General features: G+C 68.9%; 16 protein-coding genes. 6 read left to right on the top strand and 10 right to left on the bottom strand.

Annotation, left to right across the window (positions count from 1 at the left end):
- Positions 1–34: 34 nt before the first annotated feature.
- From HVO_RS05725 to alaS, 5 genes are all read right to left on the bottom strand, one after another.
- Entirely contained in the window at positions 35–325 is a 291-nt protein-coding gene (locus tag HVO_RS05725; protein ID WP_004045324.1) for a DUF7853 family protein, read from the bottom strand.
- 108 nt (positions 326–433) lie between these two features.
- On the bottom strand, positions 434–1,597 hold the full coding sequence (locus tag HVO_RS05720) for an acyl-CoA dehydrogenase family protein (RefSeq protein ID WP_004045323.1): 1,164 nt from the start codon (positions 1,595–1,597) through the stop codon (positions 434–436).
- 175 nt (positions 1,598–1,772) lie between these two features.
- Positions 1,773–2,486: a type 1 glutamine amidotransferase gene (locus tag HVO_RS05715; RefSeq protein ID WP_004045322.1), complete on the bottom strand. Its 714-nt coding sequence runs from the start codon at positions 2,484–2,486 to the stop codon at positions 1,773–1,775.
- 114 nt (positions 2,487–2,600) lie between these two features.
- The gene (locus tag HVO_RS05710) at positions 2,601–3,377 is read right to left on the bottom strand and encodes an alpha/beta fold hydrolase (RefSeq protein ID WP_004045321.1); all 777 of its coding nucleotides are present in this window, start codon (positions 3,375–3,377) and stop codon (positions 2,601–2,603) included.
- Between the two features lie 104 nt (positions 3,378–3,481).
- The gene (alaS, locus tag HVO_RS05705) at positions 3,482–6,250 is read right to left on the bottom strand and encodes an alanine--tRNA ligase (protein WP_004045320.1); all 2,769 of its coding nucleotides are present in this window, start codon (positions 6,248–6,250) and stop codon (positions 3,482–3,484) included.
- Positions 6,251–6,372: 122 nt separating this feature from the next.
- Here alaS and HVO_RS05700 point away from each other — a divergent pair, with 122 nt between their 5' ends.
- Positions 6,373–6,858 carry a TspO/MBR family protein gene (locus HVO_RS05700; RefSeq protein ID WP_004045319.1) on the top strand — a complete coding sequence of 162 codons (486 nt, stop codon included), beginning with the start codon at positions 6,373–6,375 and terminating at the stop codon, positions 6,856–6,858.
- A 147-nt stretch (positions 6,859–7,005) separates the two neighbouring features.
- Positions 7,006–9,345, top strand: a complete 2,340-nt coding sequence (locus tag HVO_RS05695) for a GAF domain-containing protein (protein ID WP_004045318.1) — start codon at positions 7,006–7,008, stop codon at positions 9,343–9,345.
- Positions 9,346–9,412: 67 nt separating this feature from the next.
- Here the strand turns inward: HVO_RS05695 and HVO_RS05690 are convergent, their stop codons facing one another.
- Positions 9,413–10,396: a replication factor C small subunit gene (locus HVO_RS05690; RefSeq protein ID WP_004045317.1), complete on the bottom strand. Its 984-nt coding sequence runs from the start codon at positions 10,394–10,396 to the stop codon at positions 9,413–9,415.
- 105 nt (positions 10,397–10,501) lie between these two features.
- Between HVO_RS05690 and samp2 the strand changes: the two genes are divergently transcribed.
- The 3 genes from samp2 (at position 10,502) to HVO_RS05675 (ending at position 11,585) form a co-directional block, all read left to right on the top strand.
- A complete protein-coding gene (gene samp2 / locus HVO_RS05685) occupies positions 10,502–10,702 on the top strand; it encodes a ubiquitin-like small modifier protein SAMP2 (RefSeq protein ID WP_004045316.1) in 201 nt (66 codons plus the stop codon).
- A gap of 8 nt (positions 10,703–10,710) precedes the next feature.
- A complete protein-coding gene (locus HVO_RS05680) occupies positions 10,711–11,121 on the top strand; it encodes a GNAT family N-acetyltransferase (protein ID WP_004045315.1) in 411 nt (136 codons plus the stop codon).
- 83 nt (positions 11,122–11,204) lie between these two features.
- Positions 11,205–11,585, top strand: coding sequence for a DUF7344 domain-containing protein (locus HVO_RS05675; RefSeq protein WP_004045314.1), 381 nt, complete (start codon positions 11,205–11,207; stop codon positions 11,583–11,585).
- Positions 11,586–11,594: 9 nt separating this feature from the next.
- Here HVO_RS05675 and HVO_RS05670 read toward each other — a convergent pair whose 3' ends face one another.
- The 4 genes from HVO_RS05670 to larB form a co-directional block, all read right to left on the bottom strand.
- Positions 11,595–12,968 carry a phosphoglucomutase/phosphomannomutase family protein gene (locus HVO_RS05670; protein WP_004045313.1) on the bottom strand — a complete coding sequence of 458 codons (1,374 nt, stop codon included), beginning with the start codon at positions 12,966–12,968 and terminating at the stop codon, positions 11,595–11,597.
- Between the two features lie 62 nt (positions 12,969–13,030).
- Positions 13,031–13,270, bottom strand: a complete 240-nt coding sequence (locus tag HVO_RS05665; RefSeq protein WP_004045312.1) for a GIY-YIG nuclease family protein — start codon at positions 13,268–13,270, stop codon at positions 13,031–13,033.
- Between the two features lie 94 nt (positions 13,271–13,364).
- On the bottom strand, positions 13,365–13,514 hold the full coding sequence (locus HVO_RS21625; RefSeq protein ID WP_013035558.1) for a DUF7563 family protein: 150 nt from the start codon (positions 13,512–13,514) through the stop codon (positions 13,365–13,367).
- A 147-nt stretch (positions 13,515–13,661) separates the two neighbouring features.
- A complete protein-coding gene (larB, locus tag HVO_RS05660) occupies positions 13,662–14,423 on the bottom strand; it encodes a nickel pincer cofactor biosynthesis protein LarB (RefSeq protein WP_004045311.1) in 762 nt (253 codons plus the stop codon).
- A gap of 184 nt (positions 14,424–14,607) precedes the next feature.
- Between larB and HVO_RS05655 the strand changes: the two genes are divergently transcribed.
- On the top strand, positions 14,608–14,775 hold the full coding sequence (locus tag HVO_RS05655) for a DUF1931 family protein (protein ID WP_004045310.1): 168 nt from the start codon (positions 14,608–14,610) through the stop codon (positions 14,773–14,775).
- The last annotated feature ends 62 nt before the right edge of the window (positions 14,776–14,837 follow it).

The raw sequence follows: 14,837 nt of genomic DNA, 5'->3' as shown, positions 1-14,837 counted from the left end.
GGAAAAAGCCAGCGGGCGAGCGTCGGGCGGGCGACTAAGCCCGCGCGGCCTCGATGTGTTCGAGGACGCGCGAGATGTGGTGGTCGTCCCGGGCGGGAGCCTGTGTCCGATAGGTTCGGAGGGCGTCTACGAGATAGTCGAGTTCGGCGCTGTCGAAATCTTCGTCGCCGGCCTCGACCCGCGCGAGCAGGCCGGGGGCCGGCGTCGGCTCTTCGTCTGCATCGACCGCCCGCTCGATGGCGTCGAGCAAGGCGGCGTGGACGATCCACGTCTCTTCGCGAGACAGGTCGAGCGCCGTCGGACGGTCCTGGGCCGATGTGGTCATTGTGGGGCCTCTATCGTAACCTATGGGCGGGAAGATATAAATGTATGTGTACTGTTGTCATGAGACACGCACAACAGCGAAAGCCACGGGGGCGTCCGCTCCCGAGCCCTAGTGGAATGCTTCGATTCCCGTCAGGTCCGCGCCGAGGACGAGCGTGTGGATGTCGTCGGTCCCCTCGTAGGTGTAGACGGTCTCGATGTTCTCCATGTGGCGCATCGGCGAGTAGTCGGTCGTGATGCCGTTGCCGCCGAGCATCTCGCGGGCGGTTCGGGTCACCTCGCGGGCGACGCGGACGTTGTGGCGCTTCGCCATCGACACCTGCTGGTGTCGCAGGTCGCCGCGCTCTTTCAAGTCGGTGAGGCGGTGGGCCATCAGTTGCGCGTTCGTGATTTGGGTCGCCATCTCCGCGAGTTTGCCCTGCTGGAGTTGGAACCGCGCGATGGGGCCGCCGAACTGGTCGCGGTCCTTCGCGTACTGACGGGCGTCCTCGAAGGCGTCGCGCGCCGCGCCGACGACGCCCCACGCGATGCCGAACCGCGCCTGCGTGAGACACGACAGCGGCCCGTTCATCCCCTCGACGCCCGGGAGCACGTCTTCCTCGGGCACGCGCACGTCGTCGAGGCCGATTTCGCCCGTGACCGACGCGCGCATCGAGAGTTTGCCCTCGATTTTGTTCGTCGTCACGCCGTCGCGGTCGGTCTCGACGAGGAACCCGCGGACCGGCGACCCCTCCGCCGACACGTCGCGCGCCCAGACGACCGCCACGTCCGCGATGGGCGAGTTCGTAATCCACGTCTTCGAGCCGTTGAGGACGTAGCCGTCGGCGTCGCGCTCGGCGCGGGTTTCCATCCCCGACGGGTCCGAGCCGTGTTGCGGTTCAGTCAGGCCGAAACAGCCGACCGCCTCGCCCGACCCGAGTTTCGGAAGCCACCGCTGTTTCTGCTCGTCGGAGCCGTAGGCGTGGATAGGGTAGATGACGAGCGACCCCTGCACGCTCGCCATCGACCGGAGGCCGGAGTCGCCGGCTTCGAGTTCCTGCATCAAGAGGCCGTAGGCGCGCTCGCCGAGACCGGGGAGGCCGTAGCCGTCGAGGTTGGGCGCGTAAAAGCCGAGGTCGCCCATCTTCGGGATGAGGTCGGTCGGGAACGTCCCCGCCTCGTAGTGCTCGCCGATGTCGGGTTTGACCTGCTCGTCGACGAAGCGGCGGGCCTCGTCGCGGACGAGTTTCTCTTCGCCGGTCAGGTCGCCCTCCAATTCCAGATAATCGAGCATGATAGACCCTGCGCTCGGCGCGGTGAAAAGCGATTCGCTCGGTCGAGATTCGGGGAAGACGGACGACCGAAAAGTCGGTGACGAAAGCGGGGCAGGCGCGGCTCGGCAGCGAGAGGGGCACGACTCGACGGCGGCTCGGATGCGACTCGAAGACGGCTCGCGACCGTCGGAACGCTCAGGCCGCCGATTCGACCGAGCCCGCGTTCGTCCGGTTCACGTAGGTGACGAAGTTGTCGAACAGGCGCTTTGCCTCGCAGGCGGCGGCGTAGTTCTCCGGCGTGATACCGTCGACGACCGAGCGAATCCGCTCGTCGGGGAGGAAGTCCTTCTGGCGGGCGATGGCTTCTGCGGTGTCGGTGTCGTACTCGGGGTGGAACTGGACGCCGAAGGCGTGATTCCGGCGGAACGCGTGGACGCCGAACTCGTTTTCGGCGAGGAGGTCCGCTCCAGACGGGAGTTCCGTCACCCGGTCGCCGTGGGAGGTGAAGACGGTGAAGCGCTCACCGATGCCGGCGAGGATGTCGTTCCCGTCGTCCGGGCGAGTCCGCTCGATTTCGTTGTAGCCGAGTTCGAACGCGCCCATGTCCTCGACGGTGCCGCCGAGCGCCGCCGCGACGACCTGGTGGCCGAAACAGACGCCCAAGAGGGGGACGCCGCGCTCGTCGGCGTCGGCGACCCACGACACGAGGTTGCGAATCCACGGCTCGTCCCAGTAGACCGAGGACGACGAGCCGCTGATAACGACGCCGTCGTAGTCGAAGTGGTCGGGGAGACGGCCGTCGGTCACGTCGAACTCGACGAGGTCGGCGTCGAGTTCGCGCCTGAAGTTTCGTGACGTGCTCGAATCGCCGTGGGAGGCGTCCAAGAACGCGAGTCGCGGGCGAGTCATCGTGGAGAGACAATCGGTGCGGCTCTAAAGAAGTTGCGCCCGGAACGCTCACTGCCGGCATCTGCGACGGGGCGCGTCGGCGGCGACCGCGGGGAGAGCGCCCGACAGCGACGCTCAGTCGTCGTCGAGCGATTCGAGAAAGGAGACGAGCGCGTCGTTGACGAGCCGCGACCGCTCGACGGTGACGAGGTGGCGCGCGCCCGCGAACGACTCGAACTCGCCGCGGGGGAGACCCTCGGCCAGCGCGCGGCCACCCTCGACCGGCCAGACCGGGTCGTCGCCGCCGTGGAGGACGAGCGTCGGGACCGTCACCTCGTACAGCGGGCCGGCGTCGTAGTCGGCGACGGCGGCGGCCTGCGCGGCCCACGCCTCGGGGTCGGCGTCCTCCCGTTTGCGCCACGAGACGAGTTGCTCGACCACGTCAGGCTGTTCCGCGCGAAATTCTTCGGAGAGCGCCGGCGCGAGCGACTCGCGGAGCGCGGCCGGGTCGTCGGGCGCGGCGGAGAGCGGGTCGGGGTCGATGCCATCCCCGGAGGCGGCGGTGCCGACGAGCGTGAGGCTCCGGGCGCGGTTCGTCGTCCGCGCGGCCTCCAGCGCGACCAGCCCGCCGAGGCCGAATCCGACGAGGTGGGCCTTCCTGACGTTCGCGTCCGCGAGGACGGCCACGAGGTCGGAGACGAGCGTCGCGACCGAGTACGGCCCCGCGGGCGCGTCGGAGCGGCCGGCCCCGCGGAGGTCGGTCACGAGGCTCTCGTAGCGGCCGGCGACGGCGGCGTGCTGCCACCCCCACTGCCACGCGCCGTAGCCCGCGTCGCCGACGAAGGCGACCGTCTCGCCGTCGCCCTCGCTGTCGTAGTACAGTTCGACCCCGTCCGCGACTGCCGTGGGCATACCGGGGGCTCGGCGGGCGAGCGACTTAGGGCGTCCGTCTCGCGGACGCGAAGCAAGCGAAACCGCGAAAGCGAACGCGAACTCGTCGGCGTCGCGCGACCGACTCAGGCGTTCAGGACCGTCCGAAGCACGTCGGGAGCCTCGTCGAGCGCGCCGTCGAGCGCGTCCACGTCGGGGCCGCCGCCCTGCGCGAAGTCCGCGGGACCGCCGCCGCCGCCGCCGACCTTGCCGGCGAGTCGACCGACGACCTGCCCGGCGTTGATGCCCACGTCGTCGGGGACGCCGACGACGAACTGGGCGCTGCCGCCCGCGGCGGAGCCGAGAACGGCGACCTTCCCCTCTTCGACCAGCGCGTTCGCGGTCGCGCGGAGTTCGTCCGCGTCGCCGTCGAGGCGCTGGACGACGGCGGGCGTGCCGTCGATGTCGATTTCGTCGGCCCCCGCCGCGGCGCGCGCCTCGGCGAGTTCCGTCTTCAGGCGGTCGATGGTCTTGCCGCGCTCCTTCCACTCGGTGAAGAAGCGCTCTGCCGTCTCGGGCACGTCCGCGGGGTTCACGTCGAGCACGTCGGCCGCGCCGTACAGCGCGTCCTCGGTGCGCTGGGTGGCCTCGACGGCCGCGTCGCCCGCCGCGAAGACGACGCGCTCGACGCCGTCCTGCACGGGCTCCGTCGTCAGCACCTTGACGGCCCCGATGTCGCCGGTGCGCTTGACGTGGGTGCCGCCGCAGGCCTGCACGTCGCTGCCGACGTGGATGAGGCGAATCTGCTCGCCCGGCGGGATACCGCCCTGATAGAGGTCGAAGCCGTACTTCTTCTCGGCGTCGCGGCGGTCCGGCCACTCCTGTTTGACCGGGATGTTCCGCATCACGATTTCGTTGGCGACGCGCTCTATCTGCGTGACCTCCTCGCGGGTGATGCGGTCGTAGTGGGTCACGTCGAGCCGCGAGCGGTCGACGCCCTTCGACGCGCCGGCCTGCCGGATGTGGTCGCCGAGGACCGTCCGGATGGCGTGGCCGATGACGTGGGTCGCCGTGTGGTGGCGCATGAGCCGACGGCGGCGCTCGGCGTCGAGCTGGCCGCGGACGAACTCGCCCTTACCGGGGTCCTCGTCGGTTCGGTGGAGCACCACGTCGCCCACGATTTGCACGTCGGTCACTTCGACCGTCGTGTCGTCGGTGGCGAGCGAGCCGTGGTCGGCGGGCTGACCGCCGCCTTCGGGGTAGAACATCGTCTGGTCGAGGACCACGTCGTAGCCCTCCTCGCGCTCGAACACGTCGAGGACGACGGCCTCGAACTCGGTGCGTTCCTGGTCGTCGTAGTAGAGCTTGTCCGTCGCCGGCAGGTCGCCGAGGCGGTCGTCGCGCTCGTCGGCCTCGCCCTCGCCGTCGACCTGCTCGTGGCGGTCGGCGACGAGCGAGTAGAAGTCGTCGGGGATGTCGACGGTCGCGCCGCGCTCTTCCGCGATGTCCTGCACCATGTCGGGCTGGATGCCGTGGGAGTCGTACAGCTCGATGAGCTCGTCGAGCGGGATGGGCTCGTCCGTGTCGGCGTAGTCGTCGGCGAGCTGCTGGACCTTACGGGAGCCGCGTTCGAGCGTCTTTCTGTACTTGCGCTCCTCGCTGCGGACGATGTCGCGGATGGTGTCGCGGTTCTGGTAGTCGAGGCGCTCGGCCTGCATGTCCACGAGTTCGTCGAGCGGGGCGTCCACGCCGAGGTTGTCCACGAGGCGCTTGGTGCGCCGGAGGACCATACGGGCGAGGTAGCCCGTCCCGACGTTCGAGGGGACGATGCCGTCGCCGAACATGTACGCGAGGGTTCGGCAGTGGTCCGCGATGGCGTAGATGTCTTCGAGCGGGCGGAGCAGCGAAGTGAGTTCGGCCTCGTCGACGCCGAGTTCGCCCGCGACTTCGGCGCGCGCGGTGGCGAGGTCGTCGATTTCGTCGATGTCGAGGTGGCCCGAGAGCTTCGCCGCGCGGTGGATGAGTTCCTCCTCCTCGTCGGTGTGTTCGATGCCGACGTTGTCCTTGAGGAACTCGATCATGTCGGGGTAGACGGCCTCGTACACCGTCGGCGTCCCCTGCGACACCCACGTCCACCGTTCGAGCCCGTAGCCCGTGTCGACGATGTAGGTGTCCATCGGCGAGTAGGTGTTGCCGTCCTTGAGTTCGTAGTCGCCGTCGGGGTCCTGCTTCATCGACATGAAGACGAGGGTGGCGAGTTCGGCACCGCGGTAGAGCACCTCGAAGGCCGGACCGGCGTTGCCGCCGCCGACCCACGGGTCCTCGATGTAGGTGATTTCGGAGATGTCAGCGCCGAGCGACTCGAAGAACTCGTCGCAGAGGCGGACCGTCTCGTCCTTCCAGTAGACCTCGCCCTCGTAAGCGTACTTGTCGCCGGCCTCCTCGCGGGCGTTGAACGCGTGGTGGGCCATCATCTCGAACGCCATCGTGTGGCGACCGGTCTTGCCCACGTTGTCGATGTCCTGCATCCGGATGCAGGGTTGGGAGACGGTCAGCGGGTTGGCCGGCGGCGGCGTCTCGCCGGACGTGACGAGTGGCTGGAAGTCGTAGATAGAGGCCTGCGTCAAGAGCACGTCGTCGCGCCAGCGGTTCGCGGCGACCGGGTAGGGGTCGATGCGCTCGTGGTCGTGTTCCTCGAAGAAGGAGAGGAACTTCTCGCGCATCTCTTCGAGGGTGTACTCCTCGTCGAAGCCGGGGTTGTCGATGAAGGTGTAGTCGTCGGCGGGCGGTTCGCCGCAAGTCTCGCGGTCGGGGTCTCGTGTCCAGAAGTGGACCCCCGTCACGGGGCACTGCTTCCGGTAGAAGCCCTCCTCCTCGAAGTAGTCGAGGCGGTACTCCGCTTCGAGTTCGCTCATTGCCAAACTCTGGTCTACCGTCGGGTAAAACAGTTCCGGGAGATGGACGCAGACGCCCGATTCCCCACAATTTCGCCCGCACGGGCCGCGTCGTTCATTTCCCACCCGAGCGAACGAAGAGTATGAAACTCGCTTCGCTCCGGCGGCGACCGGCGGTCGAACTGCTCGCGTGGGTCGCCCTCGCGCAACTCGCAGGCGCGCTCGGGAGTGTCTTCACCGTCACCGACGCGGGGTCGTGGTACGCGACGCTCGCCCGCCCGTGGTTCGCCCCGCCGAACTGGGTGTTCGGCCCGGTCTGGGTGACGCTGTTTACCCTCATGGGCGTCGCCGCGTGGCTCGTCTCCCGGCGCGACCACCCCCGCCGCGAGCGGGCGCTCGCCGTCTTCGTCGGCCACCTCGTCGTCAACGTCGCGTGGTCCGCGGCGTTCTTCGGACTGCGGTCGCCCGCGGTCGGCCTCGCCGTCATCGTCGTCCTCCTCGCGGCGATTCTGGCGACGACGCGCGAGTTCGCCGCCGTCAATCGGCGCGCCGCCGCCCTCCTCGTCCCCTACCTCCTGTGGACGTGCTTCGCCGCCGCGCTCAACTACGGGTTCTGGTCGCTAAACTGAGGAATCCGGCGAGGTCAAAGCGCCGCGCCGCCGAATCGGACCGCTCGCGGCGTGTTCTTGCTCATTGAGAACATGCCGCAACGATTATAGTTCTCGTCGCCCTCCAGTAGGGGGACTGCCGTGCACGCGACGGACCCAACGGTTTTCGTGGACGACGACTTCGACGATATCGCCCTCGGCGACGGGGTCACGGTGGCGTCAGCGAGTGACGAGAACGACCCGAGCGACGCGGCGTGCGTCGTCGTCACGGACCCGGACGCCGAGATACCCCGCGACGTGCCGACGATTCTGTACACCGAGGTGTCGCCCGAGGCCGTCGAGCGGCCGGCCCGATTCGACGCCTACGTCAGCCGCGGCGACCGCTCCGGGCTCGAATCGCAGGTTCGATGGGTGCTCGCATCGACCGCCGACAGAGACGCCGAGGAGGTGGCGCTGGCCCGAAACGACGCCGAGTGGGACCGGCTCAAGCGGCTCTACGAGGGGACGACGGACCTCATCACGGCCGGGACGGTCGACGAACTCTACGAGCGCGCCATCGGCCTCACGGAGCACATCCTCGAGTTCGACAACACCTCGTTTTTCGTCCACGACGGGGACAGCTTCTACGTCGCCGCCAACAACGACGATATGGCCGGGACGGGGCCGATTCCCTCGGACACGGGCCTGCTCGGGGAGACGCACCGGACCAAACGCTCGTTTCTCGTGGACGACGTGCGCGACCACCCCGTGGCCGACCCCGACGACCCCGCGTACCGCTCGGCGGTGAGCGTCCCGCTGGGCGACGACGGCGTGTTTCAGGCCATCTCCAACGAGGTCGGCGCGTACGACGAGACCGACCTCACGCTGGCCGAACTCCTCGTGTCCTACGTCTCCGAGACGCGGAGCCGCATCGAGTCCGAAGCCGCCGTCAGAAAGAGCCGCGAGCAGATAGAGCGACTCCACCGAGGAGCCACCGAACTGGCCGCGGCGACGAGCCTCGACGAACTGTTCGAACAGACCGTCGAAATCACCGACGACATCCTCGAGTTCGACATCAGCTACGTGGGCGTCGTCGAGGACGGCTACATCGTTCCGGCGGCTATCTCGTCGGACGCGCCGGCCGACGGCGCGGAGCGCGTCCCGCTCGACGACGGCGGCATCGCGGCCGAGGTGTACCTGTCGGGGAACACGGACATCACCGACGACGTGCGCAACCACCCCGAGGCCAGGCCGGTCAAGCGGATGTACCGCGCGGTCCTGAGCGTCCCCATCGGGGACCTCGGCGTCTTTCAGGCGACCACGTTCACCCCCGGCGCGTTCGACGAGCGCGACGCCGAACTGGCCGAACTCCTCATGGCGCACGTCGCGGTCACGGCCGAGCGCATCCGCGCCGAGTCGCGGCTCCGCGAGGAGCGCGACCGCTCGACGGCGCTGTTCGAACACGTCTCCGACGCCGCCGTCGCCTACGACGTGGAAGCCGGCGCGGTCACCGTTCGCGACGTGAATCGGGCGTTCCAGTCGGCGTTCGGCTACGACGCCGACGACGTGGTCGGCAGCGACCTCCTCGGGCGAATCGTCCCGCCGGAGCCGGACCCGGACCCGGTGCCGGAACCGGGGGCCGACGAGACCATCCCCGAACTCCTCGTCGCCACCGGCGAGAGCTACCGCGGGGAGGTCCGCCGCCGGACCGACGGCGGCGTCCGCGAGTTCATCCTGAACGTCGTCCCGCTGTCGCCCGGCGAGGAGCGCGGGGCGGGGTACGCCATCTACACCGACATCACGGAGCGGAAGACCCGCGAAAGCGAGCTAGAGCGACAGAACGAGCGCCTCGAAGAGTTCGCGAACATCGTGAGCCACGACCTTCGCAACCCGCTTTCGGTCGCCCGCGGGAACCTCGAACTGGCCCGCGAGACCGGCGACGAGGTGCGGTTCGACACCGCCGAGCGGGCGCTCGAACAGATGGAAGAACTCATCGACGACCTGCTGTCGCTCGCTCGCCGCGGCCAACTGGTCGACGAGACGGAGCGCGTCGACCTCGGGGCGGTCGCCCGGCAGGCGTGGGCGACCACCGATACCGGCGACGCCGAGTTGGTCACCAGCCAGTCGGTCGTCGTCGACGCCGACGAGGACCGCCTCGCCGAACTGCTTTCCAATCTGTTTCGGAACGCCGTCGAACATGGTTCCACGGGCAACCAGACTGCGTCTGGTGACGCCGTCGAGCACGGCTCGACGGGCAGTCGGGATACTCCCGACGACGCCGTCGAACACGACGGCCGCGACGTGCGCGTCGAGGTCGGCGGCGTCGACGGCGGCTTCTACGTCGAAGACGACGGCCCCGGCATCGAGCCCGAGCGCCGCGACGAGGTGTTCGAACCGGGCGAGACGACCGGCGAGGACGGCATCGGCTACGGGCTGGCCATCGTCCAATCCATCGCCGAGGCCCACGGCTGGTCGGCCATCGTGACCTCCGGAACGGCGGGCGGCGCGCGCTTCGAGTTCCGGGCGTGACAGACGCGAAAACGAGTGGAGAGACCGGAGACCGCGGCGTCGAAACGACCGGTGCAGTGTCCTGCGTTCAGTTCTGCGAGAGCGCGAGCGACGCGAGGAGCGCTTCGAGTTGGACCTGCTCGTTCGCGCCCTCGGAGATGCGGTAGTCGGCCTCGCCGATGCGCTCCATGAGGCGGACGGCGTCGCGCTCGTCGAGGTCGAACTCCCAGACCGAGCGGTGAAGCTGGTCGATGATGTCGCCGCCGGCCATCCCGGTGTCGACGATGAGCGTCTCTAACTGCTTGCGCGCGGCCGTGAACTCGCCGTCGATGGCGGCCCGGACCATCTCCTCGATGTCCTCGGGGCGGGCCGTCGAGGTAATCATGTAGACGGCCTCCTCGTCGACGACCTCGCCGGTCGTCGCGGCGGCCTGAAGGGAGTTGATGGCGCGGCGCATGTCGCCGCCGGCGGCGTAGACCAGCGCGTCGAGGCCGTCTTCCGTGACCTCGATGTCCTCGGCGGCGGCGATGTCGCGGACCTGCTCCGCGATGGCGTCGTCGCCGAGCGGGGAAAACCGGAACACCGCGCAGCGCGACTGGATGGGGTCGATAATCTTCGAGGAGTAGTTACACGAGAGGATGAAGCGCGTGTTGTCGGAGAACTGCTCCATCGTCCGGCGGAGCGCCGACTGCGCGTCGTTCGTCAGCGAGTCGGCCTCGTCGAGGAAGATGACGCGGTAGTCGTGACCGCCGAACGACGAGCGCGCGAAGTTCTTGATGCGGTCGCGGACCACGTCGATACCGCGCTCGTCGGAGGCGTTGAGTTCGAGGAAGTTGCCGCGCCAGTCGTCGCCGTAGATGGCGCGGGCGATGGCCGTCGCGGAGGTGGTCTTGCCGACGCCCGCCGGCCCCGCGAACAGGAGGTGCGGCAGGTCGTCGCGCTCGATGTAGCTGCGCAGGCGCTCGACGATGTCGTCCTGCCCGTAGACGTCGTCGAAGGTCTGCGGTCGGTACTTCTCGATCCAGATTTCACGACCCGCCGGGGCGTCGCCCGACTCCGCGGCCTCGCTCATATCCGTTCTACCGACCGCCCCGCACATAAACCGTGCGAGACGGAGACCGCCCCCGGCCGACGCCGAGCCGACGGACTGAAACCCGCGCCCGACCCACGAGCGACCATGAACGTGACCGTCGAGGTCGTCGGCGAGGAGACCAGCGAGGTCGCCGTCGACGACGACGGGACCTACGCGGACCTCGTGCGGGCGGTGGACCTCAGCCCCCACGAGGTGACCGTCCTCGTCGACGGCCGCCCCGTCCCCGAAGACCAGTCCGTCGAAGTCGACCGCGTGAAGGTGCTCCGCCTCATCAAAGGCGGGTAGTCGGCGGTATGGAAGACACCGAGAGAGACCGTGAGACCGGCGGAGCCCGCGTCCGCGAGGGCGACCCCGACGAACTGGTGGCCGTGATGCGCGTCCTCGACGCCGGACTGCTCGAAGCCGACGCGGGCGAAATCCGCGACCGACTGGCCGCCGGCGACTGCCTCGTCGCGGAGGCGTCCGGCCGGGTCGTCGGCGCGCTGGCGCTCGACGGCGACTATATCGAGGCCGTAGCCGTCTCCCCGAGTCGCCGCGGCCGGGGGGTCGGAACCCAACTCGTCCGTGCGGCGCTCGACCGCCGGGGCCGACTCGTCGTCGACTTCGACGGGGGCGTCAAGCCGTTCTACGAGTCGCTCGGATTCGACATCGAGGACCGAAGCGACGACGAGGGGCGGTTTCGCGGCGTCCTGCGCGACGAGTGACGGCCGCGCCGCCGCGGATGTTGAGAGTTAACAATCGACACAGATTTAGCCGCCGGTCGTCAAGCGCTAGGGAGTCAAGGCCCATGGCACACCGAGACCGGAGCGACCGTATCCTGACCGACTGGGACCGCGTGTTCGACGCGCTCGCGGACCCGTCGCGCCGCTACGTGCTGGAGTACCTCCACGACCGGTCGGAGCCGGCGTCGGTCTGGGACCTCGCGGTCGCCCTCGCGGTTCGGACGACCGACCTCCCGCCCGACGAGGTCGACGTGCAGGTCGTCCAGCAGGCGGAGGTCGGCATCGTTCACGTCCACCTGCCGAAGCTTCAGGCCGCGGACCTCGTCGAGTCCGGGGGCGACGGCGTCTCGCTGACCGAGCACGCGGAGACGCTCCCGCTTTTCACGCCGGCGTACCGCGGGGTCGTCAGACCGGTCGGCGACGAAGAAGAGAGACGAGAGCCCTGAACCGCCCGCTCAGACGAGCGGTTCGACGAGTTCGCGGCCGGCTTCGAGGAGCGTCGAGACCGCGTCTTCGCTCCCGGCTTCGGCGTAGACGCGCATCTTCGGCTCCGTCCCCGAGGGGCGGACGAGGAGCCACGAACCGTCGTCTAAGAGGAGTTTGAAGCCGTCGAGCGTGACGACCTTGGCGATATCGCGGCCGGCGACCGTCTCCGGAAGTACGTCTTCGAGGTCGTCGATGACGCGCGCCTTCTCGGCGTCGGGGCAGGCGACGCTTATCTTGTCGGCGACGATGTCGCCGTGTTCGGCCTCGATGCGGTCGAGGCGGGCGTCGAAGTCCTCCTCGGCGGTCGCGGCGGCCGCGAGCAGGCCCATGAGGACGCCGTCCTTCTCGCGGACGTGCCCGCGGACCGAGAAGCCGCCGGACTCCTCGCCGCCCATGAGCGCGTCGTGTTCGCGCATGCCGTCTGCGACCCACTTGAAGCCGACCGCGGTCTCGAACACCTCCTCGCCGTGCGCCTCGGCGATGCGGTCGATGAGGAACGTGGTCGAGACGGTCCGGATGGCCGGACCGGAGTCGGATTCGAGCAGGTAGTCGTAGACGGCGGCGAAAAAGAGGTTCTCGTCGAGGACGCCGCGGTCGGGCGTGGCGATGCCGATGCGGTCGGCGTCGCCGTCGTTGGCGACCCCGAGGTCCGCGTCGTGTTCGGCCATCGCCTCGGCGAGGCCGCCGAGGTTCTCCGCGGAGGGCTCCGGCGAGATGCCGCCGAAGTCGGCGTCGCGCTCACAGCGCAGGCGGACGACCTCCGCGCCGGCGGCTTCGAGGAGCGCGTCGGTGACGCCGCGGCCGCTGCCGTGCATGGCGTCGTAGACGACCGTCAGGTCCGAGAGGTCGTCGCCGACGAGGTCCATCGCGTGGTCGGCGTGCGGCGAGACCACGTCGACGCGCTCGATGGTGCCGCGCTCGGACTCGGGGAGGAGGTCCGGTTCAGCGAGTCGCTCGGCGACCGCGTCGGTCACGTCGGGGAGCGCCGGCGCGCCGTCCGAGGGGATGAACTTCACGCCGTTGTACTCCGGCGGGTTGTGCGAGGCCGTGACCATGAGCGCCCCCGAGAGGCCGCGGTCGGCGATGGCGTAGGCGACGAGCGGGGTCGGGCAGTCGCGCTCCGGCAGGAGCACGTCGAAGCCGTTGCCGGCGACGACCTCCGCGAGCGACTCCGCGAAGCCGGGGGAGGTCTCGCGGGCGTCGTAGCCGACCAGCACCGGCGCGGTGAAGCCCTCGTCGGCGAGGTAGTCCGCGACCGCCTGTCCGACGACGCGGACCCGGTCGTCGGTGAACGTGTCCAGCGTGGCGCGCCACCCGTCGGTCCCGAATGAGATTTCGTCCATACGCGCACCACTCCGCGGTGGAGCAAAAAACTACGTTACGAGCCGACGGGGAGGAGAAGCGCTCACGACTCGACGAGTCGCTGTTTCTCCCGGCGGCGGAGCTGTTTAATCTCGTACTCGCGGGACATCGCGGCCGACTTCGAGTCGAACTCCTCGACGTGGACGAGTTCGACCGGGGTCCGACCGCGGGTGTACTTCGCTCCCTCGCCCGCGTCGTGTTCCGCGACGCGTCGCTCCACGTCGGTCGTGTAGCCGGTGTACAGCGAGCCGTCGTTACACTCGATGACGTAGACGAAGTGCACGAGAGAATGGTTCAGGGGCGCGGGTATGAACCCTGCGCCCGACCTCGCGCACGAGGAGTTGGCTTCGCGTGGTGGTCTTTTGTCGCTTCAGTGGTCATGCAGTGCGGGCACGCTGTCGAGCGACCTCCGCGATACCCGCGTTCGCCGAGCAGTTGGGACAGGCGAGAACCTGCCCGTTCTTGTCGGCGAACACGCGTGCGAAGCGCTCGGAGACGTGTGACCCGCAGTGGTCACAGACTGGCATTGTTGCGGTCCGGCAGCCACCAAGCCGGTGTGTGATACACAGTCCCCCACCCATATGAGGGCTTCGCGCGTGTGCGTACGCACGCGAAATCGCGCACGACCACGAGGGGACAGACGTGGGCGACGACGGGGGACAGACTGCGCCCGGTCAGGCGTCGTCGTCGCGGGCGTCAGCGACCGCGCGGGCGATGAGTCCGGCCTGCGCGCCGGCGATGTAGCCGGCGTCGACGTTCACCGCGGAGAGGACGGTACACGACTGGAGCATCCCGAGGACGGCCGCCTCGCCGTCGCCGCCGTGGCCGTAGCCCGTCGAGACGGGCAGGCCGATGACGGGCGTGTCGACGAGGCCGGCGACGACGGTCGGCAGCGCGCCCTCGCGGCCGGCGGCGACGACGACCACGTCGGCCTCGCGGAGCGTGTCGAGGTTGTCGAGCACGCGCCCGAGGTGGGCGACGCCCACGTCTTCGATTCGCTCGACGTCCACGCCCATCTCGCGGAGGACCGCGGCCGCCTCGCCCGCGGCCTCGGCGTCGGAGGTGCCGCCGGTGGCGATGGCGACGGTCGCGTCGAGGTCGGGGCGCTCGAACTCCGGCGCGGCCGCGACGACCGTCTTCGCCCGGGCGTCGCGGTCGATGTCGGCGTCCGGGAGCGCGTCGGCGACGGCCTCGGCGTGGGCGGTGTCGGCGCGGGTGACGAGCGCACGACCGCTGGTCTCGACCGCCGCGACGGCCAGCGTGGCCGTCTCGTCGGGCGTTTTTCCCTCCGCGAGAATCGCTTCGGGGACGCCGCGCCGCGTCTCCCTGGCGGCGTCGAACCGCCCGGCGTCGGTCGTCGCGTACCCGGAGAGTCGTACCTCGGCCTCGGCGGGCGAGAGCGAACCGTCCGCGACCGCCTCCAAGATGTCGCGCATGGCCGCACGTTGGCCCGAGGCGTACTCATACCCGTCGTTCCGAGCTCTCGGGGATAAAGCATATATAAGTGGAGATTGTTCCCGGTAAATCCGTCCTCATAGAAGCGCCATAACCCCCAAATCCGGCGGTATTAACGTCCAATATAGGAAAGTTTATTAAAGGAGAATCGGTAGGACATCCTGTATGGCAGACCTCATTGTCAAGGCAGCCGTCAAGGAAGCGCTCAAGGACAAGAACGTGGCCTCGGACTTCTACGACGCTCTCGACGAGGAAGTCAAGGAGCTTCTCGAAGACGCTGCTCGCCGCGCTGAGCAGAACGACCGTAAGACGGTCCAGCCCCGCGACCTGTAAACTCGGTCTTTAGACCTCTCGTTCTTTTATCGCCGACCGAAGAGCGCCGGTTGTGTCTCTCA

This window comes from Haloferax volcanii DS2, from assembly GCF_000025685.1.
Lineage (GTDB): Archaea > Halobacteriota > Halobacteria > Halobacteriales > Haloferacaceae > Haloferax > Haloferax volcanii.
The sequence above is the reverse complement of the archived record's forward strand: the minus strand, read 5'-3'. Positions and strand labels throughout refer to the sequence as shown.

Coding starts and splice junctions, on each gene's coding strand:
- HVO_RS05725 (WP_004045324.1), bottom strand. CDS start 325: ATGACCACATCGGCCCAGGACCGTCCGACGGCGCTCGACCTGTCTCGC.
- HVO_RS05720 (WP_004045323.1), bottom strand. CDS start 1,597: ATGCTCGATTATCTGGAATTGGAGGGCGACCTGACCGGCGAAGAGAAA.
- HVO_RS05715 (WP_004045322.1), bottom strand. CDS start 2,486: ATGACTCGCCCGCGACTCGCGTTCTTGGACGCCTCCCACGGCGATTCG.
- HVO_RS05710 (WP_004045321.1), bottom strand. CDS start 3,377: ATGCCCACGGCAGTCGCGGACGGGGTCGAACTGTACTACGACAGCGAG.
- alaS (WP_004045320.1), bottom strand. CDS start 6,250: ATGAGCGAACTCGAAGCGGAGTACCGCCTCGACTACTTCGAGGAGGAG.
- HVO_RS05700 (WP_004045319.1), top strand. CDS start 6,373: ATGAAACTCGCTTCGCTCCGGCGGCGACCGGCGGTCGAACTGCTCGCG.
- HVO_RS05690 (WP_004045317.1), bottom strand. CDS start 10,396: ATGAGCGAGGCCGCGGAGTCGGGCGACGCCCCGGCGGGTCGTGAAATC.
- samp2 (WP_004045316.1), top strand. CDS start 10,502: ATGAACGTGACCGTCGAGGTCGTCGGCGAGGAGACCAGCGAGGTCGCC.
- HVO_RS05680 (WP_004045315.1), top strand. CDS start 10,711: ATGGAAGACACCGAGAGAGACCGTGAGACCGGCGGAGCCCGCGTCCGC.
- HVO_RS05675 (WP_004045314.1), top strand. CDS start 11,205: ATGGCACACCGAGACCGGAGCGACCGTATCCTGACCGACTGGGACCGC.
- HVO_RS05670 (WP_004045313.1), bottom strand. CDS start 12,968: ATGGACGAAATCTCATTCGGGACCGACGGGTGGCGCGCCACGCTGGAC.
- HVO_RS21625 (WP_013035558.1), bottom strand. CDS start 13,514: ATGCCAGTCTGTGACCACTGCGGGTCACACGTCTCCGAGCGCTTCGCA.
- larB (WP_004045311.1), bottom strand. CDS start 14,423: ATGCGCGACATCTTGGAGGCGGTCGCGGACGGTTCGCTCTCGCCCGCC.
- HVO_RS05655 (WP_004045310.1), top strand. CDS start 14,608: ATGGCAGACCTCATTGTCAAGGCAGCCGTCAAGGAAGCGCTCAAGGAC.